26 protein-coding genes are annotated in these 24,949 nt (G+C 49.2%); 11 read left to right on the top strand and 15 right to left on the bottom strand.

What is annotated here, in order from left to right; all coding sequences use genetic code 11:
- Together rpmF and ACO0LI_RS11990 are read right to left on the bottom strand one after the other, a co-directional pair.
- The gene (gene rpmF / locus ACO0LI_RS11995; protein WP_008449924.1) at window positions 1–183 is read right to left on the bottom strand and encodes a 50S ribosomal protein L32; all 183 of its coding nucleotides are present in this window, start codon (window positions 181–183) and stop codon (window positions 1–3) included.
- A gap of 124 nt (window positions 184–307) precedes the next feature.
- Complete coding sequence (locus tag ACO0LI_RS11990; protein WP_422949832.1) at window positions 308–832, bottom strand: YceD family protein; 525 nt, start codon at window positions 830–832, stop codon at window positions 308–310.
- A gap of 116 nt (window positions 833–948) precedes the next feature.
- On the opposite strand from ACO0LI_RS11990, the gene ACO0LI_RS11985 reads away from it, so the two are divergent.
- The 6 genes from ACO0LI_RS11985 (at window position 949) to ACO0LI_RS11960 (ending at window position 7,139) form a co-directional block, all read left to right on the top strand.
- Entirely contained in the window at window positions 949–1,560 is a 612-nt protein-coding gene (locus ACO0LI_RS11985) for a Maf-like protein (protein WP_423032742.1), read from the top strand.
- Window positions 1,561–1,602: 42 nt separating this feature from the next.
- Window positions 1,603–2,355, top strand: a complete 753-nt coding sequence (locus ACO0LI_RS11980) for an SAM-dependent methyltransferase (RefSeq protein WP_423032741.1) — start codon at window positions 1,603–1,605, stop codon at window positions 2,353–2,355.
- Window positions 2,356–2,419: 64 nt separating this feature from the next.
- A complete protein-coding gene (locus ACO0LI_RS11975; protein ID WP_423032740.1) occupies window positions 2,420–3,580 on the top strand; it encodes an iron-containing alcohol dehydrogenase in 1,161 nt (386 codons plus the stop codon).
- Window positions 3,581–4,096: 516 nt separating this feature from the next.
- Window positions 4,097–5,119, top strand: a complete 1,023-nt coding sequence (locus ACO0LI_RS11970) for a phospholipase (protein ID WP_162041307.1) — start codon at window positions 4,097–4,099, stop codon at window positions 5,117–5,119.
- A 7-nt stretch (window positions 5,120–5,126) separates the two neighbouring features.
- Complete coding sequence (locus ACO0LI_RS11965) at window positions 5,127–6,521, top strand: peptidylprolyl isomerase (protein ID WP_423032739.1); 1,395 nt, start codon at window positions 5,127–5,129, stop codon at window positions 6,519–6,521.
- A 48-nt stretch (window positions 6,522–6,569) separates the two neighbouring features.
- On the top strand, window positions 6,570–7,139 hold the full coding sequence (locus ACO0LI_RS11960; RefSeq protein WP_423032738.1) for a hypothetical protein: 570 nt from the start codon (window positions 6,570–6,572) through the stop codon (window positions 7,137–7,139).
- Window positions 7,140–7,245: 106 nt separating this feature from the next.
- Here the strand turns inward: ACO0LI_RS11960 and ACO0LI_RS11955 are convergent, their stop codons facing one another.
- The 8 genes from ACO0LI_RS11955 to ispD form a co-directional block, all read right to left on the bottom strand.
- Window positions 7,246–8,469, bottom strand: coding sequence for a hypothetical protein (locus ACO0LI_RS11955; RefSeq protein ID WP_423032737.1), 1,224 nt, complete (start codon window positions 8,467–8,469; stop codon window positions 7,246–7,248).
- Between the two features lie 86 nt (window positions 8,470–8,555).
- On the bottom strand, window positions 8,556–9,326 hold the full coding sequence (locus ACO0LI_RS11950) for a hypothetical protein (protein ID WP_423032736.1): 771 nt from the start codon (window positions 9,324–9,326) through the stop codon (window positions 8,556–8,558).
- A gap of 9 nt (window positions 9,327–9,335) precedes the next feature.
- Window positions 9,336–9,938 carry a hypothetical protein gene (locus tag ACO0LI_RS11945; RefSeq protein WP_423032735.1) on the bottom strand — a complete coding sequence of 201 codons (603 nt, stop codon included), beginning with the start codon at window positions 9,936–9,938 and terminating at the stop codon, window positions 9,336–9,338.
- Window positions 9,935–10,213 carry a DnaJ domain-containing protein gene (locus ACO0LI_RS11940; protein ID WP_110253570.1) on the bottom strand — a complete coding sequence of 93 codons (279 nt, stop codon included), beginning with the start codon at window positions 10,211–10,213 and terminating at the stop codon, window positions 9,935–9,937. The genes ACO0LI_RS11945 and ACO0LI_RS11940 overlap by 4 nt, the downstream gene beginning before the upstream one ends.
- Window positions 10,214–10,342: 129 nt before the next feature.
- Window positions 10,343–10,822: an FKBP-type peptidyl-prolyl cis-trans isomerase gene (locus ACO0LI_RS11935; RefSeq protein WP_423032734.1), complete on the bottom strand. Its 480-nt coding sequence runs from the start codon at window positions 10,820–10,822 to the stop codon at window positions 10,343–10,345.
- 309 nt (window positions 10,823–11,131) lie between these two features.
- On the bottom strand, window positions 11,132–11,404 hold the full coding sequence (locus ACO0LI_RS11930; protein WP_423032733.1) for a DUF4404 family protein: 273 nt from the start codon (window positions 11,402–11,404) through the stop codon (window positions 11,132–11,134).
- Window positions 11,405–11,471: 67 nt separating this feature from the next.
- Complete coding sequence (ispF, locus tag ACO0LI_RS11925) at window positions 11,472–11,975, bottom strand: 2-C-methyl-D-erythritol 2,4-cyclodiphosphate synthase (RefSeq protein WP_423032732.1); 504 nt, start codon at window positions 11,973–11,975, stop codon at window positions 11,472–11,474.
- Window positions 11,976–11,985: 10 nt separating this feature from the next.
- Window positions 11,986–12,672: a 2-C-methyl-D-erythritol 4-phosphate cytidylyltransferase gene (gene ispD, locus ACO0LI_RS11920; RefSeq protein ID WP_423032731.1), complete on the bottom strand. Its 687-nt coding sequence runs from the start codon at window positions 12,670–12,672 to the stop codon at window positions 11,986–11,988.
- A gap of 168 nt (window positions 12,673–12,840) precedes the next feature.
- Between ispD and mfd the strand changes: the two genes are divergently transcribed.
- Together mfd and serB are read left to right on the top strand one after the other, a co-directional pair.
- Window positions 12,841–16,272: a transcription-repair coupling factor gene (mfd, locus tag ACO0LI_RS11915; protein ID WP_423032730.1), complete on the top strand. Its 3,432-nt coding sequence runs from the start codon at window positions 12,841–12,843 to the stop codon at window positions 16,270–16,272.
- A gap of 49 nt (window positions 16,273–16,321) precedes the next feature.
- The gene (serB, locus tag ACO0LI_RS11910; protein ID WP_423032729.1) at window positions 16,322–17,170 is read left to right on the top strand and encodes a phosphoserine phosphatase SerB; all 849 of its coding nucleotides are present in this window, start codon (window positions 16,322–16,324) and stop codon (window positions 17,168–17,170) included.
- Window positions 17,171–17,230: 60 nt separating this feature from the next.
- Here serB and ACO0LI_RS11905 read toward each other — a convergent pair whose 3' ends face one another.
- Complete coding sequence (locus tag ACO0LI_RS11905; protein WP_423032728.1) at window positions 17,231–17,734, bottom strand: hypothetical protein; 504 nt, start codon at window positions 17,732–17,734, stop codon at window positions 17,231–17,233.
- Window positions 17,735–18,141: 407 nt separating this feature from the next.
- Between ACO0LI_RS11905 and ACO0LI_RS11900 the strand changes: the two genes are divergently transcribed.
- Both ACO0LI_RS11900 and ACO0LI_RS11895 read left to right on the top strand, forming a co-directional pair.
- On the top strand, window positions 18,142–19,209 hold the full coding sequence (locus ACO0LI_RS11900) for a phosphotransferase (protein ID WP_423032727.1): 1,068 nt from the start codon (window positions 18,142–18,144) through the stop codon (window positions 19,207–19,209).
- 69 nt (window positions 19,210–19,278) lie between these two features.
- Window positions 19,279–20,538, top strand: a complete 1,260-nt coding sequence (locus tag ACO0LI_RS11895; protein ID WP_423032726.1) for an acyl-CoA dehydrogenase family protein — start codon at window positions 19,279–19,281, stop codon at window positions 20,536–20,538.
- 162 nt (window positions 20,539–20,700) lie between these two features.
- On the opposite strand, the gene hmpA is transcribed toward ACO0LI_RS11895, so the two are convergent.
- From hmpA to ACO0LI_RS11880, 3 genes are all read right to left on the bottom strand, one after another.
- Entirely contained in the window at window positions 20,701–21,918 is a 1,218-nt protein-coding gene (gene hmpA / locus ACO0LI_RS11890) for an NO-inducible flavohemoprotein (RefSeq protein WP_423032725.1), read from the bottom strand.
- A gap of 228 nt (window positions 21,919–22,146) precedes the next feature.
- Window positions 22,147–22,707, bottom strand: coding sequence for an HNH endonuclease (locus ACO0LI_RS11885; protein ID WP_423032724.1), 561 nt, complete (start codon window positions 22,705–22,707; stop codon window positions 22,147–22,149).
- A 180-nt stretch (window positions 22,708–22,887) separates the two neighbouring features.
- On the bottom strand, window positions 22,888–23,121 hold the full coding sequence (locus ACO0LI_RS11880; RefSeq protein ID WP_423032723.1) for a hypothetical protein: 234 nt from the start codon (window positions 23,119–23,121) through the stop codon (window positions 22,888–22,890).
- Between the two features lie 471 nt (window positions 23,122–23,592).
- Between ACO0LI_RS11880 and ACO0LI_RS11875 the strand changes: the two genes are divergently transcribed.
- Window positions 23,593–23,787 (top strand): hypothetical protein, encoded by a 195-nt coding sequence (locus ACO0LI_RS11875; protein WP_423032722.1) that lies wholly within the window; start codon window positions 23,593–23,595, stop codon window positions 23,785–23,787.
- Window positions 23,788–23,965: 178 nt separating this feature from the next.
- On the opposite strand, the gene ACO0LI_RS11870 is transcribed toward ACO0LI_RS11875, so the two are convergent.
- The gene (locus tag ACO0LI_RS11870; RefSeq protein ID WP_423032721.1) at window positions 23,966–24,925 is read right to left on the bottom strand and encodes a helix-turn-helix transcriptional regulator; all 960 of its coding nucleotides are present in this window, start codon (window positions 24,923–24,925) and stop codon (window positions 23,966–23,968) included.
- Window positions 24,926–24,949 lie beyond the last annotated feature (24 nt).

Genomic DNA, 24,949 nt, shown 5'->3' with positions numbered 1-24,949 from the left:
TTACTCGTCGTTCTTGGTTTTCAATACTTTACGACCACGGTAAAAGCCGTTAGGGCTGATGTGGTGACGCAGATGTGTTTCACCAGTTGTTGGCTCGATACCCAGTTGCGGTGCAACCAGGAAATCGTGGGAACGGTGCATGCCACGCTTGGATGGGGATTTTTTATTTTGCTGAACTGCCATGATAACTCCTAATACTTCAAAAAATGTTTCTAAAATTTAACACGCCTGGTTGAAGAATGCGAACATCAGCAACCAAGAATCCCTAACAATACTTCGACCTGAGTGTTTTTTCAGAATAATGCCACTAGGTACGCCCATTAATTTTCTTCAGCACGGCAAAAGCTGATTCTTTTTTGCCGACTTCCGCGTCAATCGCTGCAGTAGTATCTGCTGAAGCCAACGGTAGATCCGGGCATACTGCATGTTTGGGCGATTGGGGTATTGCCAGTAGCGCCTCATCCTCTATCAAATCCATGATATTGAATGTTTTGCTACCTACTACAACATCGATCTCGTCATCTTCAAGCAATGCTTCAATTTCATCTGCATTTTCTTCGTTTTTGGCGAGTACCAATATGGATTCAGAGTCAATATCTAATGCAAATGGTGTCAAACAACGCTGACACATCAACTGTACCGTACCATTCACAGACAATTGCAACTGCGGATGGCCCAGCTTGTCTTTGCCACCCTGCAGAGACCAGTTCAACGCACCTTCGGTGCTTGCACTTTCTTCTGACAGGCGAGGTAAATCTGCGACTAAAATGCTTCCCGAACGCTGCTCTTCGAGCCGGGAGAACGTGAAAGCGTCAATCACAAATGCTTGCATAGGATTATTTGAACCCAGAAAACCTGCGATAATAACAGGATTACACCTAAGTAGTCAAAGAATTGGCGTGATTTTTTCGCGTAATGGCTATGAAAACCATGGAAAATGTTTTCACAATGCAAATAAATAAGCAGCAAAGCAGGTTGATACTGGCATCAAGCTCCGTTTACCGCCGTGAATTGCTAACAAGACTGCAATTCAATTTCGAAAGTATAGCACCTGAACTTGATGAAAGCCCAGGTCCGGGAGAAAGCCCCGATCAAACCGCCCTGCGCCTCGCGCAACAAAAGGCTGAGGCAATAGCAAAAAATCAGCCGGAAGCCATTATCATAGGATCAGACCAGGTCGCTACGCTGGACGGCCTGCAAATTGGCAAGCCAGGCAATCATGAAGCGGCGCTAAAGCAATTGCAGCTCATGCGCGGACGTGAAGTGGTATTCCATACAGCTCTGTGCGTACTAGACAATCGTCAAAGCGCCCCCTCCCCTCTGCAAATTCAGGACGTGTGCACGATGGTCAGGTTCAGGGACTTAAGCGATGCAGAACTGGATGCCTATTTGCGCATAGAACAACCTTATGATTGTGCAGGCAGCGCCAAGAATGAAGGCCTGGGCATCGCCATCATAGAAAGCATCAACAGTGATGACCCGACAGCGCTGACTGGCCTGCCGCTGATTGCCCTGACCAGCATGTTGCGCAATACTGGTCTGAGCTTCTTCAATCTTTGAACTTATCGCTTTATCCATTTCATAAAATAAAAAATCAAACCCATGACAGGCACGCTTTACTTAATCCCCAATACTCTGGGTCTGAACGATGATCAACAAGTTAATTTACTTGCCAGTATCATCCCCGACACCGTTCAAAAAATGACAGCAGAACTCAGCCATTTTGTCGCTGAAAATGCCAAAACCACGCGCGCTTATTTGAAATACCTGTCGCAGGTACATCCTCTGCAAAAAGCCATGCAGGAAATCCAGATCAGCGAATTGAATATCAACACGCCTGCACAAGCACTGGAAGGCCTGTTGCAGCCACTACTGCAAGGTCATGACGTGGGTTTGATATCTGAGGCTGGTGTGCCCGCCGTTGCTGACCCTGGTGCCAACCTGGTCAGGCTCGCTCATCAGCGCAATATCAAGGTGCGCCCACTAGTTGGCCCCTCCTCGCTATTACTGGCTTTGATGGGTAGTGGACTGAACGGTCAGAGCTTTGCTTTTCATGGTTATTTGCCGACAGATGCTGCGCTGCGCGCCAAGCGTATTAAAGAACTCGAAGAGAGATCAAAAAAAGAAAAGCAGACACAGTTACTCATAGAAACTCCTTACCGCAATGCAGCCATGCTGGAGGCTTTGAGCAATCACTGCAACCCTGGCACCCTGATCTGCGTCGCAACAGATTTGAGCCTGAGCACAGAATCACTGCAAACAAAAACTGCGGCTGAGTGGAAAAACAGTTTGAGCAAGCAGCAAGGCCCTGATTTTCATAAAAAACCGACAGTTTTCTTATTCTTGAGCAATTAAAAAGTGCACGACCGGTCGATTTTTTCTATTTGCGCTAAGATGTCTCTTTTCTGGAGGAAAGCATATGCTGAATTTTGATTTTTATAACCCCACACAAATCCTGTTTGGCAAAGGACGCATAGCCGACCTGAATAAAGCCATCCCGGCTGAAGCTCATGTGCTGATGCTATATGGTGGTGGCAGCATCAAACAAAATGGCGTCTATGATGAAGTCATCGCGGCACTTGGCACACGCCAGGTGACAGAATTTACTGGCATAGAACCAAATCCCAGTTATGAAACCCTGATGAAGGCAGTCGAACTCATCAAGCAAAACAAGATAGATTTTTTGCTTGCAGTTGGCGGCGGCTCTGTTATCGATGGCACCAAATTCATCGCCGCTGCAGCCTTGTTTGAAGGCGATGATCCCTGGGTCATCATGGAAAAACGTGGCAGTAATGTGATCAAGGCCATGCCATTTGGCAGCGTACTGACTTTGCCGGCCACTGGCTCTGAAATGAATAATGGCGGTGTCGTCACCCGTAAATCCATCAAGGCGAAAATGGCTTTCTCCAGCCGTCATTGCTTCCCGCAATTCTCGGTGCTGGACCCTACCAAGACCTTTACTCTGCCAGTGCGCCAGATAGGCAATGGCGCAGTTGATGCCTTTGTTCATATCATGGAACAGTACCTGACCTACCCGGTGAATTCACCAGTACAAGACAGGTTTGCTGAAGGCTTGTTGCTGACACTCATAGAAGAAGGCCCGAAAGCCCTGGCCAACCCAGAAGATTACGACGTGCGCGCCAATCTGATGTGGTGCGCCACTATGGCCCTGAATGGTCTGATCTCGACCGGTGTGCCGCAAGACTGGGCCACACATATGATAGGTCACGAACTGACCGCCTTGCATAACATTGACCACGCCCAAACCCTGGCCATCGTGCTGCCTAGCATGCTACGCGTACGCAAAGAAGGCAAACGGGCAAAGCTGCTGCAATTTGCAGAGCGAGTCTGGGGCTTGCACGATGGCGATGAAGACAGCCGCATAGAAACCGCCATCAGCCATATGCAGGATTACTTTGAGCAAATGGGTGTCAAGACCCGTCTCAGCGACTATCAACTCGGCAGCGACGATATTGCACCCATCCTGTCAGCACTGGAAACCCATCGCATGGTCAGCCTGGGTGAGAAACGTGATGTGACGCTGGATGTCAGCCGTCAGGTATTGGAATTAAGTCTGTAACGTGCATACATGGGATTTGCCATCTTTTGAAATGAAAGGATGGCAAATCCCGACAAATGCTACCGTTACGTTTTAACAACATCACCCTCTGTGATTTTTGAAATTTTCATCGCCGGCCCCTCCTCCCGATATTATCCCTCAAGGAATATCTGCTGCACCGCAATGCATTAACAAGTCAGCCTCAACCTCATATCCCGCCTGAGATTCCTCAGCATTGTGCATATCCCGAAGTTTGCATCACAGCAATCTAAAAAGATTACTTTTTCTTATATCTACGCACAAAAAATGACATATTGATTACGGAAAACTAGAGGTCAACTTCTAGAAAAAACAGTAATGCCGCCGTTTTCGTTCATGTTAAAAAGCCAATTCGCTGAAATTATTTAATTTCCAATATCTGCATATGCCAGCGGCTGCTTCCGGTTTCGCTCTGTAGAGGGCGGGAGTTTGTCACGGCAATCATTTCAGCGGTCTGAGTTTCGCTCCTTTTCACAAATCAAACCTGAAGGACGTTCCATGAAATCCGTTTTTAAACTGGCTGCTGTCACCGCCTTGCTCTGTTGCTTTACCCCTGCACATGCTTTCCTGCAAGAGACCCATCGCCGTATCGCTATTGATGCCGTCAACTTCATGAAAAACAACCCCGACAAAACCAATTACAAAGCACTGGCAAGTGGCTTGGCGCGGGCAGGTATTACCGTGGATCAGTTCGCCACGGCCATGGGCCAGGGTGCCTATGATGTTGATGATTTTGCTGATACATATATTTGCGGTGCAGTGACCGGCGATTGCCAGTTGGCACCTATCTGGGGCGCAGCACAAAGTATCGTCAAATATACTTCTTACTGGCATTTCCAAAACCATACTGCTGGCCCTGATGTGCATGGCAATCCATTTGGTGGCTATAACTATGCCAAACTCACTGTCGCTGGCGATGTGGATAATCTGGCAGCGTCCTGGCTGGTCGGCGATTATCTTGATGATGGTCCTGGCGGTATGAAGGGTTGGTTTGGCGACAATAGCAAGTACAACACTTACGGCGTCACCGAGGCGCATTACCGTCTGGGCGGCTACTCCACACCCAGTCAGTATGCTGACTTTGAAAAAATCCCATTCCAGCCTATAGACAACCTGGCGCAATACTGGTTCCAGCAGTTTTTGAGCAGCCCCAGCCTGCAAAGCCTGGGCTTTGTCATGCATTCCACCGACTTGCTGCAACCGCATCACACCTGGACTACTTCAGCCCGCAATCATTCAGGCTGGGAGCAATGGGTCAGCAGCTATTACGATAGCCAACAACTGAATGACCCAGCTCTGGTTGCTGCAGCGATGGCTGACTTCACTCCTTTGGCAGCGAATGCGACCGACATACGCCAGTTGCTGACACAAGGTGGCACATATTCTTACCAAAACGGTGGCATCGTACTGTCCTCCACCGACCAGAATGACCGCGTCCGCGTCGGTCGCCTGGTAGTGCCGCACGCCATTGCCATGATGGTTCATGTATTGAACCGCGCTGCCAACCGTCTCAATAGCTGAGGTTACCATGTACAGACCAGGTCATAGCCTGCAATGGAGTATACGCATCACAGGCTGTTGCCTGTCTGTTCTGTGTCTGACAATGTCTGCCGCCGCCGTGGCGGTGGATATTGTCCCAGCGATTGCCCCAGCGACGAAACTGAATCAAGTAGCACTGCAGCCCGAGCTGGCCGCACATCTCAATGGCACGCCGGTTTACAGACTGACACTGGATGTGCTTAGCCAGATGGCGCAATTGGAGAAACCCAAAACCAGAAGCGCTGACATCCTTGACAACATCATCAATAATCGCCTGCTCACTGAAAAAACGCGTAGCCAGTTTACTGATGAAGAACTGCAAGCGTCCCGGCGGGTAGCCTTTGAACCTGATGTGGTGCTGGATAATCAGCTAAGCGGTTATTTGCGCACCGTTTATCACAAGGATCTGGAAGCTTCCATCAGCAAGCTTCCGGGTGGCAAGCTGGATGCACTGATACAGAAACAGGGCAAGCTGGGGGAAGATGAACTGAACAGTGTTTTCGGCGCCAGGAACAGAGTGATACTCGATTACACCCTGGGCACAGCCCAACAGGCAGCCGCCGCACAAGTGACCGTAATGCGCTGCAACTTTGCAGCCGCTACCAGCATCAGCCTTTATGATGTATTCCGGCGCCAGAATGTGCAAGGGCGAGTAGAATTTTTTAACCGCAACCGTGACTTCATACGTCAACAAGCCCAGCTTTATCTGGCCAACTTGTATGTGCTTGACTGGGCGCGCCTGCGTTTTGGCGAAGCGGCACTCAGAGATTTGCGGCAGGCAGTTGCAGAGCAAAATTCGGTCAGAGCCATCAAAAGTCTGCATGGTATAGGCACTGATACCGATTCAGAAAGCCGGCTTTTAAACCAGCTCGCTGCTGAGGTAAAACCAAAAGAAGTGTCAGCTTATTTCCGTAACCACAAGGAGGAATTTAAACGCATTGTTTCCGTCAGATCGCGCCACATCCGCCTCGACAATGAAACACAGGCCAGGCAGGTTGCCGAACTGGCGCGCCAGGGCAGCAATTTTGCCAACCTGGCACAGCAATATTCCACTGCAGCGGATGCCCGGCAAGGCGGCGACATGGGCATGATTGTTCACAACGGGCAATTGTCCTGGCTGGAGCAACTGGCTTACATGCAGGAGCCCGGCAAAGTGTCCGCTCCCATTCGCGCCGCCGTTGCACCTGATGAGAAAGCCCATTGGGAAATCGTGCTGGTGGAACAACGCAATGAAGGCTACCAAGACCCCGCCTCAGAAGAAGTACGTTATCAAGCCAGCCGGGCACTAGCGCAGGAAAAAGCGATCCGTCAGCTAACTGTTCTGCAAACGCAATTACGTAAAAACGCAAGAATTGACGTTAACAAAACCGTACTGACAAATTAATTGAAATTGTGAGGCAATGTATTTATGAACAAAGGCATACTCATTGCAATGACCATCCTTGCAGCTGCAACACTGATGATCTGGCAACTTTGGCCACAAGCTGAAGATAGTCAAGCCAGCCATCCAGAAACAGTTTCTACATCCAGCGCCAATGCAACTGGCAAACCTGAGCAGATGAGGACATCTTCCTGGCCGCCACCATTTCCTGAATCGGTAGAGGAGAAAAAATTTGTTCCACTACTGCCTACCGGGCCAGAGCTTTCTGCGGCCCAGAGCCTGGTAGCCACCCGAGATGGCGATCCGCGCACGCCGCCCATCCAGCATGATGAACCGATGCATGAAACACCTACGGCAGCCGAACTTGCCGATGCCAAGGCTTACCAGCAATATGAAGCCAGGCAAAATGGCCGTCTGTATGCTGCCTATGTGAAAGCCGCGGATGAAGAAATACCACGCCTGCGTGAGGCGATAGTCCGGGCACGCGATATGGGCATTCCCGCAGCAGAAATTGCCAAGGGCGAAGAGAAACTACGCCGCATCACTGCAATGCAAGGTCAAATGCTTGCCGAGCACCCGGAGCTGCAAAATACTGCAACTGCCACGGCGGGACAGAAATGAAAAATTTAAATTCGAATCGAAAGATATTGACCTGATACGGTGTTTTGTCGGTCTCAAAATGATCCAAAAGCACACTGGATCATTTTGCCGCCAGAGGCGTCAGGATTTATTTCTTGACTGTTTTTTGAATATGACAATTCGCATCCAGGAAACGCATGGCTCCCGTGTAATTGGTATCCCAGTCATCCATTAAATAATTACCTGCTTCTTCGACGAAATTATTCCAGTCTTCCAGCAAGCCTTCCTGCTTTTCGTGAGGCGCTGCTGTTTTAATCCAGTCTGTTGCCAGCTCAGGATTAAATCCCTCATCGCGGAATTTTTTCACCAGGCTTTTTGCCGTTTTCTCTGACAAGGTCGTTTTAGGCGTAATGCCGCCAACGATGCAGACAAACAAAGTCAGCAGAGAATCGATGTCGGTTTTACCCTTGGTTAATTTCGTCCACTCCTTTGACACCAGGGCATCGTATTCAGAAGTGTCTTCTACTTCATGGTCGCGCAAATAATAGCGATCCTTGAGTTCATACACCAGTTTATCCAGAGAGGCCGACTTGTCCTGCAGGCGCGGCAAATCATGGGATTGGATCTCGCCCAGTACGCGCTCAACGATGGCATGAAATTTCTCTGGGATATCAGCAAGATCAATTACGGATAAAGCCTTCTTCAACTTCGCTGCAGTATATGCACGGATAGCATCGATGAGGCTTGCAAACTCCACCTGGTTTTGCAAAGTCGCCTCGGGCTTGCCAAACATTTGCAGCAACAAGGCAGTGCGGACCACTGACACGGCTTCGACATCTTCTTCTTTGAGGTAACTGGCAGACAAGCCCAGTTCTTCACCAAACCAGTAACCAGCCTCGATTTCCAGCGCATTCATTTGGCGGTGTTCGAGCGTATTCCTGTACTCAATCGGCTTTTCCTTGAGCGACCAGGCTTCCAGAAAATCTTCTACCTTGCCCTTGGCTTCATGACCCAATAAGGCATACTCCGGCATGGCGAACAAGGCTTTCAACAAGCCAGAGCCGCCGCGTGACAACGTCAGAAAGGTGTTATCGCGTATCAATTTGGCAGCCAGTTCCAGGTCACCCTTGGTGGTTTCAATCAAATACAGGCTGGCGAGATTAACAATACGTTTGCGTGCCGCTTCAATTTCAGGGCGCAGATATTTACTGCCGAAAGCATCCGCTATCTGCACCATGCCTTTTGGGGCTTCAGCCTCAATCGCTGCAATCTTGGCGGTGGAGATAATTGCCTTTTGCACGCCATAACGCAGCGCCGTTTCAAAATAAGGGCGATTATCAAGCAGGGCAATTTCAAAAGTATTTTCAGGCATAAATACCAGAATAGAAACAGGCTATGGAAATGAAAAGCAGGCAGAAAAACTCCTGCCTGCCACGTGCATCAAAATAACATCAAGAATTACAATGCTGACTCTTCGTCATCATCCTTGTCGTCGCCATCATCATTGTTTTTAGGACGTTCTTCCTGCTCTTCTTCAGCAATGCCCTCGCCGCCTTCCAGCAATTCATCTTGCGCCAGGCTGGCTTGATAAGCCTTGTAACGTGCACGCAATTTCATCAGCACTTCACGGAAGATTTCTGGCAATTCATAGCGCAGGATGTAAGTCACTTGCATCCAGTCATGATCTTCCAGATTTGCCATATCCAAAGGTGATGCCAGACTCTCGGTGTCACGTGTCAGGTTCAGCAAATCATCATCACGTGCCTGGGTTTTGTTGTCATCACCGTATTCGTACAAGTCGAAAGTCGCATAACGGTAGAAATGCTCCACCATTTGCGCCCTGTCGAGCAGGTAATCGACGAGAGCGTCATAACCGCCCTCCACTTCTGCGATTTCATACAAAAATTCTGCCGGGTCAGCACCTTCACGGAAAATAACGGAATTGACCATGCCACGCAATTGCTCATGAGTCTGGTCGCCATAGCGACGTTCCAGTACTACAGCCTGGGCAAATTGCTCAGGCGTGACCAGCAAATTCACCAAAGACTCTTTGGAAGCATCGTATTCGCGGATAATCGCCAGCAAATCCTTGGCGGGGAATTCATCCAGGGCAGCGACCAGCGCTTTGTCGCCTTCGGTTTCGGCCAGATTGGCCAGCGCATGTTCAGCACCAGCGATGTCACCCGCCTTGACCAGGCTTTGGGCTTCGATTAATGCAGGATAATTCATCTGTACTCCTTATTCTTTGCGGTCAAAACCTTGCTCAGCCAACCAGTCTGCACCGGCTTCGCCCAGATCATAATCATCACCATCATCACCGTCATCGCGACCATGTCTGCCATACTGGCCATCAAGATCGCCATGTTCTTTCAGCTCTTCATTTTCCTCATTGGCTTCTTTATCTTCATCTTCGTCAGCACCAGTTGCATCGCTGGCACCAGCCTTGCGTGTGGTATTGCTACGGTTCAGATATTCCAGCGCGGCAGCCGTCACCAGGAAGGCTTCGCCATCCGGGTCTTTCAAGACGATGCGACTCAAAGGCTCAGCCCATGGTTCCAGCTTGACTGCTGCCGATAGAGTTTTCCATGAAGGGAATCTGTCTGCTTCTTTGGTAATCAATGATTCCATCGTCAGCGGGTTTATGAAGATGAAACCCTCATGAAAAGCCACTGCCAGCATTTCAGGATTACTGGCCATCATAGGCAACAACATGGGCAATTGTTCCGCCTTTTCACGCAACCTGGCCTTGAGCACGTTTTTGCCCTCGGAATCGGATTTCAAATCCTCCAATTCAGCTTTATAGAGCGGAATAATATCTTCAAAAAAACGTGACAATTTCACTGCAATACTCCTGATAAATAATTTTTCCAGATTTCGGTCGCTGTCTCGATAGGAGAGTCCAGCAAATTGCGCCTGCGATTTTCATCATAGGCAGTACGTGCTGCCTCATCCGACAAAATATCGTAAGCTTCTTTGACCGCATGGAATTTTTCCGGCGCCAGTTCAGAATCATTTCTGTCTGGATGAAACTCTGCAGCCTTTTGACGGAACGCCTTCTTGACGTCTGCCAGACTGGCATTGGTGGCGATACCGAGAATAAAATAATAGTCTTTCATACACACCTTTGGCTTGCACTTGGACTTGAATTGACACTGCAGATCAGCAGCGAAGAACAAGGGGAACCATATATATGGATTCCCCTATGCAGGAACAAGCCAGAATTCAGCTATTCCTGTAGATACATCTTAATGGTGATGACCATGTTCACCGTGCACGTGGCCATGCACAACTTCTTCATCAGTAGCTTCACGCACTTCCAGCACTTCTGCATCAAAACGTATGGTCATGCCAGCCAGAGGATGGTTACCATCGACAGTGACCACGCCTGCATCGATAGCAGTAACGCGGAATTGCATGGTTTCGCCAGTTTCTGGCTCACGTGTTTCAAACATCATACCAACTTCTATATCCGGCGGGAAAGCACTGATATCTTCTTCGCGCACGAATTCTGGATCAAATTCGCCAAAACCTTCTTCTGGTGCCAAAGTCACAGAGACTTTGTCACCAGCGGCTTTACCATCCAGCGCGGCTTCCACTGCTGGCAAAATATTATCATATCCACCATGCAAATAAACGATGGGCTGCTGATTCTGGTCTATGACCTCGCCCTCAGCACTGAACATGGTGTAATTCAAAGTGACAGCGGTATTTTGTGTGATTTGCATGACAAATAAATAGAGTAATTGCGCATTATTGCGACAAGATTGAAATGAGAAACCCATGAAAGGCTCAGATACCTAGCCATATATAGCCTACAAGCACCCATTTCAATAGGCTAACCGCGTATTGTAGCAGAGCTGCCCTCTATTTTTGGCGTTTGCTATCTTTGTTATTCTGTCTCTCCAGTTCGAGATATTTTTTCTTCGCCCCTCGCTGAGGGCTTAGCTTGGCTATAACGCAATCTTATTTCCCATCAGGCAATAAAAAACCGCCAGCGGCGGTTTTAAAAGTAATGCTGGATTGATGAAAGCCTCTCAAACACCAATTTTTTCAAGCATGGTGCCCAGTTCACGCAAGGCCGGTTCCAGCTTGGGGTGCTGTGCAGCAAATTTCGCTGACAGAGCCTGCGAACGCTCACTCAAAGCCGCGAATACGGGGTCATCTTGATTTTGTGTCGTTGCCAGGACATGTTGAATATCCTCATTCAATTTCTCCAGCAAGGACTTCAATTCATCATCAACCGCTTCAGTGCTTGCCAGTTCTTGATGCAACAGGCCCAGCAGATGTTTCAATTGTTCTTGTTTCATATCGTATCTCCTTGATGGAACATTCTTAACTTCGTTGCAGCTTAGCTTTTCGCAGCCTACTTGCAGTCTAGTTGCTGACTCGCGGAAAAACCAGTACCACGGCTTCGGCAGCTATACCCTCTTCCCTACCCAGATAACCAAGACGTTCATTGGTTTTTGCCTTGATATTGACCTGATTGATATCGACCTGCATATCCTCTGCAATATTTGCCACCATGCCCGCAATATGCGGCGCCATCTTCGGTGCCTGGGCAATGATCGTGGCATCCAAATTACCCACCTCATAACCCGCAGCATGAATACGTTTGACAGCCTCACGCAGTAAAACACGCGAATCAGCACCGGCAAAGCGGGTGTCGGTATCCGGGAAATGCTTGCCTATATCACCCAGGGCGACTGAACCAAACAGCGCATCGGTAATCGCATGCAATAACACATCTGCATCTGAATGCCCAAGCAAGCCTGTGGCGTGAGGGATAGTCACCCCACCGATAATCAATTTACGGCCAGGTACCAGTGCATGACAGTCATAACCCTGACCTATTCTGAACGGTAACATCTTATTTTGCATCAAGCTTCCTTTATTCTTGCTGGCTATTCAAATACTGGGCGATTAATGCCATATCGCCGGGCAAAGTCAGCTTCATATTGCGCACATGTCCTTCAACCAGTATGGGGGCATGGCCAGCAGCTTCAATAGCACTGGCTTCATCAGTAACCTGATCTGCCGCATCCAGAGCGTCGCACAATAGCTGATAACGGAACATTTGTGGGGTTTGTGCCAGCCACAAGCCATCACGGGATATGGTTTGTACTTTGCCGTTTTCTACTCGCTTGACCGTGTCAACCACAGGCAAGGCAAGCAATCCGCCGACTGTATCGTCCGCAACACTATCAATCAAATGTTGCAGCAAGCCAGATGTCAAACCTGGCCTGGCGGCATCGTGTACAAGTACCCAGTCCTGATAGTCCAAAGTATTGGCTAGCTCGCTCAAGCCATTTCTGACCGTATCACGGCGGCTGGCACCACCACAGCGCAAGACGCTCAGGTTTTCTGCTTTTGCCAGATATTCATCGACATAAGCATCATCCGGACTAACGACAACATAGGTATGCTGTATTTTTGAGAAACCAAGAAATGCCTCGACAGTGTGCTGCAAAACTGATTTACTACCTATGCACATATATTGCTTAGGTGTTGTTGTGCCCATCCGCGAACCCACGCCCGCAGCAGGAATCAGCGCAACATAGCGAGGCGTATTTGTCACCTTTTCAGCTTCAGAATGATGTTCTTGCAATTGTTTTTCCATGAATGTCACAAGCTCTTGAAGCTACCCCGATAAGAAAGAGCCCCTTCGTTTATAATTAGGCGCTCATTTTAACCGCGTATCTTGTTCCGTAAGCAGCTTTTACGGCATCCCACATGTATAGCCGCAATGTCATTTGATTTCAGCAAATCCTTAGCAAAACCTGGCCATAAACTGGCACTCCCCAATTTGCATGGTTCTTCCGATGCTTATGCCCTGGCGCAAGCAGCGACGGCGCTCAAGGCTGATAAGCGCATGCTGACCATTTTTGTAGCCAACCCTGGAGATGCCCAGCGCCTGCTGGATGAAATCCCCTGGTTTAATGCAGAATTGCGCTGCCATTTACTGCCAGACTGGGAAACTCTGCCCTATGACGCTTTTTCCCCGCATCAAGACCTAGTGTCTGAGCGTCTGGCCAGCCTGCATGAAATCCAGAATGGCAATTGCGATGTCTTGCTGGCACCGGCAACGACGGCCTTGCTACGCATGGCACCACCCTCTTTCCTGGCAGCCTACACCTTCTTTTTCAAAAAAGGTGACCGTCTGGATGAAGCGAAGCTAAAAACCCAGCTGACGCTAGCAGGTTATAGCCATGTCAACCAGGTCATGTCGCCGGGTGAATACTCTGTGCGCGGTGGTTTGATCGACTTGTTCCCCATGGGTTCGGCCTTGCCTTACCGTCTGGACCTGTTTGGCGACACCATAGAAACCATACGCACCTTTGATGCCGACACCCAGCGCTCTCTCTACCCTGTGCCGGAAGTACGCTTGCTGCCTGGGCGTGAATTCCCCATGGATGAACCTGCGCGCGCTGCGTTTCGCAGCCGCTGGCGCGAAACTTTTGAGGGTGATCCTTCGCGTTCCAGCATCTATAAAGACATAGGTAATGGCATACCCTCAGCTGGCATAGAATATTATCTGCCGCTGTTCTTTGAACAAACCGCCACCCTGTTTGATTATCTGCCAGAAGCGCCGCATTTTGCCTTGATCGGTGATATCGATGATGCCATCAGACGCTTCTGGAACGATACCCGCTCTCGCTACCAGTTTTTAAAGTCTGACCGCGAACGCCCGGTGCTGGCACCAGAAACCGTATTTTTGCGCGACGAAGACTTCTTTGCTGCGATGAAACCGCTGGCACGCTGGACTATCGCGGCCACAGATAAAGCCGCTGCTGCTTCAGAAGTGTCCAGCTTTTTACCAGATATCGCCGTCAATCGCCGCGCTGATGATCCGCTGACGAACTTGCGCTCCTTCCTGCTGCAAACAGATAAACGCGTAATGATCTGCGCCGAGACTCTGGGCCGGCGCGAAACCCTGCAGCAATATTTCACTGAATACGATATCCGCCTGAGCCTGTGCGAAGGCTATACCGACTTTGCCACGGCAGATGCCAAGCTCATGCTAGGAGTTGCGCCCCTGCACGCTGGCTTTGTGCTGGCAGATGGTCTGGCTTTTATTACCGAAGCCGAGCTGTATGCCGGCAGTGGCAAACGCATAGGCCGTAAAAAGCAGGAAGCAGTCACACAGGTTGAGCACATGGTGCGCGATCTGTCAGAACTGAAAATTGGCGACCCTGTCGTCCATAGCAACCATGGCATAGGTCGCTACATGGGCCTGATCAGCATGGACCTGGGCGAAGGTGAAACCGAATTCCTACATCTGGAATACGCTAAAGATACCAAGCTGTATGTACCGGTATCGCAATTACATGTCATTTCACGTTACTCCGGCGCTTCGCCAGATGACGCGCCCTTGCACAGCCTGGGTTCTGGTCAGTGGGAAAAAGCAAAGAAAAAAGCGGCTCAGCAAATTCGCGATACTGCCGCCGAACTGCTGAACCTGTATGCCCGTCGTGCAGCACGCCAGGGTCATGCCTTTGAATATTCTGCGCGTGACTACGAAGCCTTTGCCGACAGCTTTGGCTTTGATGAAACGCCGGACCAGGCAGCCGCCATCACCGCCGTGATTGGCGACATGACCTCGGGCAAGCCTATGGACAGGCTGATTTGCGGGGACGTGGGCTTTGGCAAGACAGAAGTGGCATTGCGTGCCGCCTTTGTAGCCGTCATGGGTGGCAAGCAAGTCGCCATCCTGGCGCCTACCACCCTGCTGGCGGAACAACATGCCCAGACTTTTGCTGACCGCTTTGCCGCATGGCCGGTGAAAATTGCCGAATTATCGCGCTTCCGCTCTGGCAAGGAAATCAGCGTCGCCATGAAGGGAATGGGCGACGGCACCGTTGATATCGTCATTGGCACGCATAAATTACTGTCTGGCGACGTCAAATTCTCCCGCCTTGGCCTGGTGATTATTGATGAAGAACACCGCTTTGGTGTACGCCAGAAAGAAGCCTTGAAGGCCTTGCGTGCAGAGGTCGATGTATTGACGCTGACAGCAACACCGATACCACGTACCCTGGGTATGGCACTGGAAGGCTTGCGTGACTTTTCTGTCATCGCGACTGCACCGCAAAAGCGGCTGGCGATCAAGACCTTTGTACGCGGCGAAGATGATTCTGTCATCCGCGAAGCCTGTTTGCGTGAATTGAAACGTGGTGGTCAGGTGTATTTCCTGCACAATGAAGTCGAGACCATAGAAAATCGCAAGGCCATGCTGGAAGCCCTGCTGCCAGAGGCACGCGTAGTCGTGGCACATGGCCAGATGCATGAGCGTGACCTGGAAAAAGTCATGCGTGACTTTGTGGCCCAGCGTCATAATATTTTGCTGTGTACCACGATTATCGAAACCGGTATCGACGTACCAACCGCCAACACCATCATCATGCACAGAGCAGACAAATTTGGCCTGGCGCAGTTACATCAATTGCGCGGTCGTGTCGGTCGCTCCCACCATCAGGCCTATGCCTACTTGCTGGTGCATGATGTACAAAGCCTGACCAAGCAGGCGAATCGTCGTCTTGAAGCTATCCAGCAGATGGAAGAACTGGGTAGCGGCTTTTACCTGGCCATGCATGATCTGGAAATTCGTGGTGCTGGTGAAGTGCTGGGCGATAACCAGTCTGGTGAAATGCATGAGATAGGCTTCCAGATGTATTCCGACATGCTTAGTGAAGCAGTGCGCTCGCTGAAGAACGGCAAGGAACCCGATCTGGCCGCGCCGCTGTCGACGACGACAGAAATCAACCTGCATATCCCTGCCCTGCTGCCGAATGAATTCTGTGGTGACGTACATGAACGACTGTCCATCTACAAGCGCCTGGCCAATTGCAGCAGCGCCAATGGCATTGATGATATGCAGGAAGAAATGATAGACCGCTTTGGCAAATTGCCAGAACCCGTTAAGTCACTGCTGGAAACACATAGACTGCGCGTTGCAGCCAAGCCACTCGGCATCATCAAGATTGATGCGCATAGCGAAGCCGCGACCCTGCAGTTTGAACCCAAGCCGCCGATAGATGGCATGCGCATCATAGAACTGGTGCAAAAAAACAAAAACATCAAGCTCAATGGTCAGGACAAGTTGCGTATCACTGCCGCCATGCCCGACCTGGCCAGCCGCGTAGCCCAGATCAAGGCTACCATCAAGGCACTGCACTAATTAGTCGAATAAATAAGTGAATAAAATAATTGGATAAAAAGAGAAGATCATGCATTTGACCATACAAGGCCTGAACAATACGCTCAGCAATAACACTGCACTCATTCACGGTATAGCCAGCCAGACCAAGGCAAAACTGGTGCCATTGAATGCCCAGGCAGTGCGCCTTGATGATGCAGAATATGATGAACAGACCTTAAGCGCAATACGCGAAAGCTGCTTTGCTACTCAACTGGATATCACGGCTATGGACCAGCAACTTGCCATAGCAGATTTCAAGCTGGTCGCCATGGACATGGATTCAACCTTGATCACCATAGAGTGCATCGATGAAATCGCTGACATGCAGGGCTTGAAACCGCAAGTAGCAGAAATCACCGAGGCCGCCATGCGCGGCGAGCTGGAATTCCAGGAAAGCCTGATCCGTCGCGTCGCCCTGCTCAAAGGACTTGACGCCAGCGCCTTGCAACGCGTCTATGACGAACGCCTACAATTGTCCCTGGGTGCGGACCAGATGTTGAAGTCCATACAGCGAGCCGGTCTCAAGACTTTGCTGGTGTCCGGCGGCTTTACTTTCTTCACCGACCGCATGAAGTCACGCCTGAATCTGGACTACACCCACTCCAATGTGCTTGAAATTCAGGACGGCAAATTGACTGGCAAAGTCATAGGCACCATTGTCGATGCTGATGAAAAGCAAAGAACCGTGGAGCGCGTCTGTAATGAGATGGGCATTCCCACCAGCCAGGCCATCGTCATGGGTGACGGCGCAAATGACTTGAAGATGATGAAAATCTCTGGCCTGTCAGTCGCATTCCGGGCCAAGCCTGTGGTGCGTGCACAGGCAGATGTGGCCCTGAATTTTGTCGGGCTGGATGGGGTGTTAAATCTGCTTTGAACATATGGTTTGGTTCAATGCTTAATCTGCCACTAGTTACAATGAGCGTCAGCCACTGGTCTAATCGAACAGATTCGACAACAACGGCCCAAAGTGATTCGCCGGATGCACAGGGTCACGTTTCCTGTCGCTTATTCTCGTCACTGAATCCGGCCTTTCCAAATAGGTCTGGTAAGTTTTTTGCGTATACGCGTAGTCGTTGTAGGTAAAAGCGATACCACCGTTCCATGCCAGACCTAAGGGCATGCCTTCATACTTCTCAAGAAAGGCCATCAATCCTTCCTTGGTACGCAGCTCGGGATAGTCATTCTTCTGTATCCTGGCTTCTACATATAGATTCAAATTGTTTTTGAAGGTATCCCATGCTTCCATGCTGACGCCAGCTTGCGGGCGCACTGCAGCCCTTACCTTATCGAGCTCAGCTTCAGACAAGGACTTGGGTATTGAGGTATACACTGTCACATTAGGTTTTCTGGCATCAATAATCACATAGCCAGGCGCTGCGGCCACTGGCATAGAAGTGAATAACAAGATGGCGAGGCTGACGAGGATATGTTTGAGCATGTATATTTCCTTGTATGGCAAAGTTATAGAGGAAATACAAGTCTGCGGCATTGAACCAGGCACAGCAACAAGCTACTAAAAAGTCGCGTTTTCTTATACAGAGCGTATCGTCAAAAACACGCCCCGGATAAATAATAGATTGTAGTAATTGAAGTGGAAGGCAGCACGTCCGAGTAAGGCGTGAGGCTCAAAGGAACAGTGCGCGCATGGCCAGCTCTCTACGTTCAACTGGGCACCTCGCTAACTTTCAACAATGCAGTCATTCAAAAAATGAGCAAATGTCATAAGCACACAATAAATAGTACGAACGTTCTATTATTTGAGTTAGAATAGTTTCAGCTCATCCAGCACATCCACCTGTGCCAGGAGTAAGATCATATAAAAACTGAAACAATTGGGAGACACCGATGTTTGAAGAATTCATGGGCACCATGCCGGTAGCTGAGCGTCAAAAATTTGATGTGGCGGCACTGGCAGACTATATGCGTCAGCATGTGGAGGGTTTTGACGCTGCGCTGGCAGACAAGCTGGTGGTGGAGCAATTCAAGGGTGGGCAGTCCAACCCCACCTTCAAACTCAGTGCGGGCGACCAGCGTTATGTCATGCGCGCAAAACCCGGCCCAGTCGCAAAACTGCTGCCGTCTGCCCATGCCATAGAACGTGAATTCAAGGTTATGAATGCCTTGAACAAGGCAGGCTTCCCGGCAGCGCGCCAATATGCCTTGTGTGCCGATGAAGATGTCATAGGCCGCGCCTTCTACATCATGGAATTTGTCGATGGCCGTGTGCTGTGGGATCAATCGCTACCCGGCATGACGCCCGTTCAGCGCGGTGAAATCTACGACGAAATGAATCGCGTCATCGCGCAATTGCACACCATCGACTATGCCGCTATCGGTTTGGCCGACTACGGCAAGCCAGGCAATTATTTTGCCCGCCAGATAGATCGATGGACCAAACAATATCGTGCTTCTGAGACTGAAAAAATCGAAGCCATGGACAATCTTATTGAATGGCTGCCGCATAATATCCCGCCTGGTGACGACACCAGCATCGTGCATGGGGATTACCGCCTCGACAATATGATGTTCCACCCGACTGAACCACGCATCATGGCGATACTGGACTGGGAACTCTCTACATTGGGTCATCCACTGGCTGATTTTTCTTATCACTGCATGAGCTGGCATGTAACCCCCGGCCAGTTCCGTGGCATCGCTGGTCTTGATCACAAGGCATTGGGTATCCCCAATGAGCAGGAGTACATTGCCAAATATTGCGAACGCACAGGTAAAACCATACGCCAGGAAGATTTCAATTTCTACCTGGCCTACAACCTGTTCCGCATGGCAGGTATTTTGCAAGGGATCATGAAACGTTATGTCGATGGCACGGCATCCAGTGCGCAAGCCAAGAAATCAGGCGAAGCGGCACGCCCCATGGCTGAACTAGGCTGGAGCTACGCTAAAAAATAGTCACCCATTCAGGCGGCACATACTCTCAGTTCCAAAGCAGCGCAAAACGACAATATTATTGGAGATAACATGGAATTCGAATACTCAGATCGCTGTAAAGACTTGCAAGCCAGGCTCTTGCGTTTCATGGATGAACATATCTATCCCAATGAAAAAGCCTACAAAGAAGAAATTGACCGCAATGGCCTTGAAAAAGGCAATCGCTGGATCGCCACCCAGATCATTGAAGACTTAAAGCCGAAAGCGCGTGCGCAAGGCTTGTGGAATTTATTTTTGCCAAAATCGGTACGCGCGCCAGAAGGCTTGTCGAATCTGGATTACGCGCCACTATGCGAAATCATGGGGCGTGTGAGCTGGGCGCCAGAAGTATTCAACTGCTCCGCGCCTGACACCGGCAATATGGAAACCATAGAACGCTATGGCAGCGAAGAACACAAAAAACAGTGGCTGGAGCCGCTGTTGCGCGGCGAAATCCGCTCTGCCTTTGCCATGACCGAACCTAGCGTTGCTTCATCTGACGCTACCAATATAGAAACCCGCATAGACCGCGATGGTGATGACTATGTCATCAATGGCCACAAATGGTGGATATCCGGTGCTGGTGATCCACGTTGCGCTGTGTATATATTGATGGGCAAGACAGACTTCAATGCAGCCCGCCATTCACAACAATCGATGATACTGGTGGATGCCAAAACCCCGGGCATCACAGTTGTCCGCCCTCTTCCCGTTTTTGGTTACGACGATGCACCACATGGTCATTGCGAAATCCTGTTTGAAAACGTGCGTGTGCCTGCATCGAATATTCTTTTGGGTGAAGGCCGTGGTTTTGAAATTGCCCAGGGTCGTCTTGGCCCTGGCCGCATCCATCACTGCATGCGCGCCATCGGTGTGGCAGAACGCGCACTGGAATTGATGTGCAAGCGCCTGAACAGCCGCACTGCCTTTGGCAAAAAAATCTCGGAACAAAGCATCTGGCGTGAACGCATTGCCGAATCGCGCATACAAATTGATACGGCACGTCTGTTGACCCTGAAGGCAGCTTATATGATGGATACGGTCGGCAACAAACATGCACAGGCAGAGATCGCCATGATCAAGGTTCTGGCACCGAACGTCACCCAGCAAGTGCTGGACTGGGCAATACAGGCCCATGGTGCTGGTGGTGTTTCTGGCGATTTTCCGCTGGCGGCGCAATGGGCTGGCAACCGTACTTTACGTCTGGCAGATGGCCCGGATGAAGTGCATAGAAATGCGATCGCCAAACTGGAGTTGGCCAAACATATCAGCCTGACTGAAGATCTGGGTTTGCCAATTACCCGTTCCTGAATAAACTCAGATTGAATCAGTGCGAAATTCGTTGGCAACATGAGTTGCGCACTGTACCCTCACCTGATTTTATTTTACCTGAAAAATCACATTAATACAGAGCTACAGCAAGGCAATAGCATAGGCTTCAAATCACACAAAGCCTGACATTGCGTTGTCTCATCAGTGTGCGAATCCACCACTCCCAAAAGCCTCTTTATGAATACGTGCAGATGCAATGCCCAGACTCTGCAAACTGGCGATTTGCGCCTGCATGAACGGACGTGGTCCACAGATGTAATAATCGGCTTCAGGTAAAATAAAATCACTCGCCACAGTCTGCAAATCCAGTCGCCCTTGCTGATCATAATCTACGGACTGCAGATCCTCTGCACGTGGCGCCTCGTAATACGTCAATGATTTGATTTGCCCGTATTGCTCGTTCAATTCGCGAACTTGTTGTTTGAATGCATGCACTCCACCATGCCTGCAAGCGTGCACGAAACGAATTTTGCGCCCGGTGTTTTGTTTAAGTAAATGCTCCAGCATGGCAAGTTTGGGAGTTACACCTACACCAGCACTGATCAGAACCACCGGTGTATCCCTGTCCTCATGCAAGACATAATCCCCCATAGGTGGCGCCACATCAATTAATGCACCTTCATGACAATCCCTGTGCAATACATTGGAAACCAGGCCAGCTGGTTTGGTCGCCATTGCAGCCTCACGTTTGACGGATATACGCAAATAGGCTTGACCAGGCGCACATGAAAGGCTGTACTGACGTGGTTGCATCATACCCAATTCAGGCACAAATACTTTGACTGAGATGTACTGACCTGGCTTGTAATCAGGCACCGATCCACCATCGGCAGGTTGCAAATAGAAGGACGTTATTTCTTCACTTTCCACTACTTTTTTGCTGACGATGAAGCCGCGCCATCCTGTCCAACCTCCGGGGGTCATTGCCACTTTTGCATAAATGGCGCTCTCTTGTGCAATCAATATATTTGCCAGTTGCCCATAGGCTGCAGCCCAAGCTGCCAATAACTCATCGCTGGCAGCGTCACCCAATACCTCTTTGATCGATGCCAATAGATGCATGCCAACTACAGGATAATGCTCTGCCCTGATACCAACGCTGACGTGCTTGTTCGCTACCAGGGTCAAAACCGGCATCAGGACCGAAGGGTCATCAATGTGTTCGGCATACGCCAATACAGCCATTGCCAACGCTTGTTGCTGGCTGCCAGATTGCTGATTACCCTGATTAAAGACAGGTTTCAATTCCGGGTTATGTAAAAACATGCGCGCATAAAAATGGCGGGTCAAGGCGACACCATGCTCTTTCAATACCGGTACCGTGGCTTTTACTAAATTTCTTGTATTAATGTTTAACATATTCAATTAAATAAATGTATTTTAAATACATGTTTAAAGCCAATATGAAATAAAAGACTTTAAACAAGCGGTGAAATTCAAAGTTAATGTGGGGCCATCATACCCCACATAAAATGTATTGTAAATACATATTATGAATCGCACTGACAATTGTGCACCTTGAATAAAATCCTTAATTTAAAAGGCATGAATCCACTTACATGCAGCAAGGATTCATGCCTCCACGCGCTACAACAGACGACTGTGTCTGGGTAATTTCGCTGAAAGATACTCCAGTTGATCAGCAATCACATTCCTGCCGCTCAGGATGAAATGCTCGAAACGGCAAGGTGCATACGGCACATAAATCAAAGGTTTGAAGTCATGCACAAACTTGTTACCTTTCGCGTGATTGCATTCCTTGCAAGCAGTTACGCAATTTTCCCAAGCATCTTTTCCACCGCGAGAAGTTGGCAGAATGTGGTCGCGTGATAATTCCTGGTAAGGAAAAGTCTCGCCACAATAAGCACAGATATGCCTGTCACGCGCATATAGCAGACGATTACCATCTCCCAGGGGAATCTGATGACGGCTGTTCCTGGACATACGTTCACTATTACGTATAGAAATAATAGGCTTGATGAAGATTTTTGATTGTTCACCATCCTTGTTGTAACCACCACGCAGCATGATGACCTGATCACCTATATCCCATGCCACTTTTTTTGCGGCGTACTGAGTCGCAGCGTCGTTCTGACTTATCCAGTCATACGGTACCCCTGCTATATCCAAAACCAATATTTGTTGCATACATCACCTGTTTGTATGGGATGTTTTTCCAATTTGGGAAGACGGATTGATAGATGCTCGCTGCACATGCCATCGCCATCACGACGACTTGTTCTTTCATTGTAGCCACGATTTGCTGATGCTGTAAGGCATGATGATCAAATTTCAGCCGAATCGGCATTTCACTGCGTTTCACTGGATTTAACGACGTTTTTTCCAGGAATATTCTGGCCCAGCATCAGCGACACCAGCATGACCAACTGAATCAGGATTTTCACACGACATGGTGATATGGCGAATCGCTGCGCCATGACGCTGCTCTGCGCGCAAGGACTCAGTGAATAGCAAGGCATCAGCCATGCAGTCATTGGCAAACTCTTTTGAGCAAGCCTGCTCTTTTCCATCAGTACAGATGGACCAATAAATCATAAACATAATTTTCTATTTTTCTTGTTTTTATAGGATGACAAAATACATGCCTTAACTCGCCACAGGAATTTTCTTTTTTGCAGTGTTATCCGTAGTGGGAAGTATAGGCCTCATCACAAAATGAAGCGCCAGCATGTTAAAAATGACCTGATCTCAAGTCACTTTTAACATGCTGCGAATATTATTCAATATTCACAGCATGCCCCCTGCCCGTCACATGCACAAACATGTAGCGGAAGGGGCTATCAATACATCTTCCCGAATTGTTAAAGAATCCCGTGTTATCCGGCGTTTCCCGGCACGACCGCCAAACGGCGGGTTTTACTACTGTGTTTTCAAAAGTCATCTGTCAAAGCATGAATTTTAGAAACCAAAAAAGGCAAAAAGCCCGGAGCTTTGCAGGCATCCGGGCTTTTCAGCTCTCATCAAGTAGCAGATTCATATCTGCTTTCTTGACTTCAAGGGTTTGCACCCCGAATGTCCATCGTCATAGCCCTGCAAAATGCAAATTCACTGCCGCAATCCTGGCCGCCAAAGCCTGTGGCCGTGTCGCATGCCGGCACCAGTGCCGCCGCAGAAATCGTTCCTGCTGCAATAACTTCAGCTTCGCTTATCCCCATCCACTTGCCCAATAGCCTGCCTGCCCGCGTCGCGAGGCCAGGACTTGCCTGAATCAGTGATTGATAAGTGCTTTGCGTATTCATATGCTGGTTAATTTCGAAGCTTTTTCATTATTGACCATACCATCTTGTCATAGTTCTTTCTAATTCACAAGCCTGAAAAGAATAATTTCTTCATTTAATGAAGAAATTATATGCCTTGTGACGTTTATCTTATCGATTTTCTTATATTAGGGCAGGCAATTCTGTAATAAGCGATTTGCTACTTCTTTAAGCTCAATGTGCAATTGCGCAGGCTTACGAATTTCAAAATCAAAGGGCAAAGCGGCCAATTGTCTTGCAAACCAAGTCAAATCTTCAGACTGGTTATACAACAGCACTCCCTCCGTTGTTTGCTCCAACACAGCAATCGAGTCAGACAGATGTCTGCGCGCCCTTTGCATATCAGTTTTCAATAGGACTTCGACACTATAGGCACGGGGAATAGTCGCCACAGCGCTACGCAGATATGTGATGACACTGAAATTGGCAGGAACATCAAAATGTCTGGCCTGTAAATCTGCATGTATCACCCTGTCGAGCCTGAAACTACGTATGTCTCGTCGTAAATGGCAAAAGCCAACGAAATACCAACATGCTGCGTGGAAGGCCAGACCATAGCCATCGACCATCCTTTCGCTTTCAACATCATTCGCACCGCGGTATCGCAAATGCATCGCTTGTTTGTGCGCAACGGCATGGCTTAGCATGGCCAAGATCTCTTTATCTGCAGGTACTGCTGCGGATTGAAGATTGAGTTCTATCGCTGCATCTGCGGCCTTCAATCTTTGCCTGAGTTTGTCTGGCAGGATTCTTTGTAATTTTGCCTGTGCGCTTTCTATGGACGATGCAGCGTCCAGCAGCTTCATTTGACGCGCAACAGACAGGGCAATGGAAATGGCAAAGCCCTCCTCTTCATTAAACATCATGGGCGGCAATTTAAAACCGGGCATGATGGAATATCCGCCATGGCGACCGCGCGCAGTCATGATGGGTATGCCCATTTCTTCCAGCGTGACGATATAACGACGCAGACTGCGCCGGTCAATATCAAGTTTCTGTGCCAGGTCGGCACCACTAATCTGCCCTTGATTTTGCAAGAGTTCCAGCAGTGCGAGGACGCGGGTGGTCGGATGATAACTTTGAGACATACGCCAAGTTTATGCAATTAATAG

This window comes from Undibacterium sp. Tian12W (assembly GCF_049339405.1).
GTDB lineage: Bacteria > Pseudomonadota > Gammaproteobacteria > Burkholderiales > Burkholderiaceae_D > Undibacterium.
This window is presented reverse-complemented; position numbering and strand designations above follow the sequence as displayed.

Coding starts and splice junctions, on each gene's coding strand:
- ACO0LI_RS11905 (WP_423032728.1), bottom strand. CDS start 17,734: ATGCTCAAACATATCCTCGTCAGCCTCGCCATCTTGTTATTCACTTCT.
- mfd (WP_423032730.1), top strand. CDS start 12,841: ATGTCATTTGATTTCAGCAAATCCTTAGCAAAACCTGGCCATAAACTG.
- ACO0LI_RS11935 (WP_423032734.1), bottom strand. CDS start 10,822: ATGCAAATCACACAAAATACCGCTGTCACTTTGAATTACACCATGTTC.
- ACO0LI_RS11955 (WP_423032737.1), bottom strand. CDS start 8,469: ATGCCTGAAAATACTTTTGAAATTGCCCTGCTTGATAATCGCCCTTAT.
- ACO0LI_RS11880 (WP_423032723.1), bottom strand. CDS start 23,121: ATGTTTATGATTTATTGGTCCATCTGTACTGATGGAAAAGAGCAGGCT.
- ACO0LI_RS11900 (WP_423032727.1), top strand. CDS start 18,142: ATGTTTGAAGAATTCATGGGCACCATGCCGGTAGCTGAGCGTCAAAAA.
- ACO0LI_RS11885 (WP_423032724.1), bottom strand. CDS start 22,707: ATGCAACAAATATTGGTTTTGGATATAGCAGGGGTACCGTATGACTGG.
- ACO0LI_RS11985 (WP_423032742.1), top strand. CDS start 949: ATGCAAATAAATAAGCAGCAAAGCAGGTTGATACTGGCATCAAGCTCC.
- ACO0LI_RS11875 (WP_423032722.1), top strand. CDS start 23,593: ATGTCCATCGTCATAGCCCTGCAAAATGCAAATTCACTGCCGCAATCC.
- rpmF (WP_008449924.1), bottom strand. CDS start 183: ATGGCAGTTCAGCAAAATAAAAAATCCCCATCCAAGCGTGGCATGCAC.
- ACO0LI_RS11960 (WP_423032738.1), top strand. CDS start 6,570: ATGACCATCCTTGCAGCTGCAACACTGATGATCTGGCAACTTTGGCCA.
- ACO0LI_RS11980 (WP_423032741.1), top strand. CDS start 1,603: ATGACAGGCACGCTTTACTTAATCCCCAATACTCTGGGTCTGAACGAT.
- ACO0LI_RS11940 (WP_110253570.1), bottom strand. CDS start 10,213: ATGAAAGACTATTATTTTATTCTCGGTATCGCCACCAATGCCAGTCTG.
- hmpA (WP_423032725.1), bottom strand. CDS start 21,918: ATGTTAAACATTAATACAAGAAATTTAGTAAAAGCCACGGTACCGGTA.
- ACO0LI_RS11965 (WP_423032739.1), top strand. CDS start 5,127: ATGTACAGACCAGGTCATAGCCTGCAATGGAGTATACGCATCACAGGC.
- ACO0LI_RS11870 (WP_423032721.1), bottom strand. CDS start 24,925: ATGTCTCAAAGTTATCATCCGACCACCCGCGTCCTCGCACTGCTGGAA.
- ACO0LI_RS11895 (WP_423032726.1), top strand. CDS start 19,279: ATGGAATTCGAATACTCAGATCGCTGTAAAGACTTGCAAGCCAGGCTC.
- ACO0LI_RS11950 (WP_423032736.1), bottom strand. CDS start 9,326: ATGAATTATCCTGCATTAATCGAAGCCCAAAGCCTGGTCAAGGCGGGT.
- serB (WP_423032729.1), top strand. CDS start 16,322: ATGCATTTGACCATACAAGGCCTGAACAATACGCTCAGCAATAACACT.
- ACO0LI_RS11990 (WP_422949832.1), bottom strand. CDS start 832: ATGCAAGCATTTGTGATTGACGCTTTCACGTTCTCCCGGCTCGAAGAG.
- ispF (WP_423032732.1), bottom strand. CDS start 11,975: ATGCAAAATAAGATGTTACCGTTCAGAATAGGTCAGGGTTATGACTGT.
- ACO0LI_RS11975 (WP_423032740.1), top strand. CDS start 2,420: ATGCTGAATTTTGATTTTTATAACCCCACACAAATCCTGTTTGGCAAA.
- ACO0LI_RS11970 (WP_162041307.1), top strand. CDS start 4,097: ATGAAATCCGTTTTTAAACTGGCTGCTGTCACCGCCTTGCTCTGTTGC.
- ACO0LI_RS11930 (WP_423032733.1), bottom strand. CDS start 11,404: ATGAAACAAGAACAATTGAAACATCTGCTGGGCCTGTTGCATCAAGAA.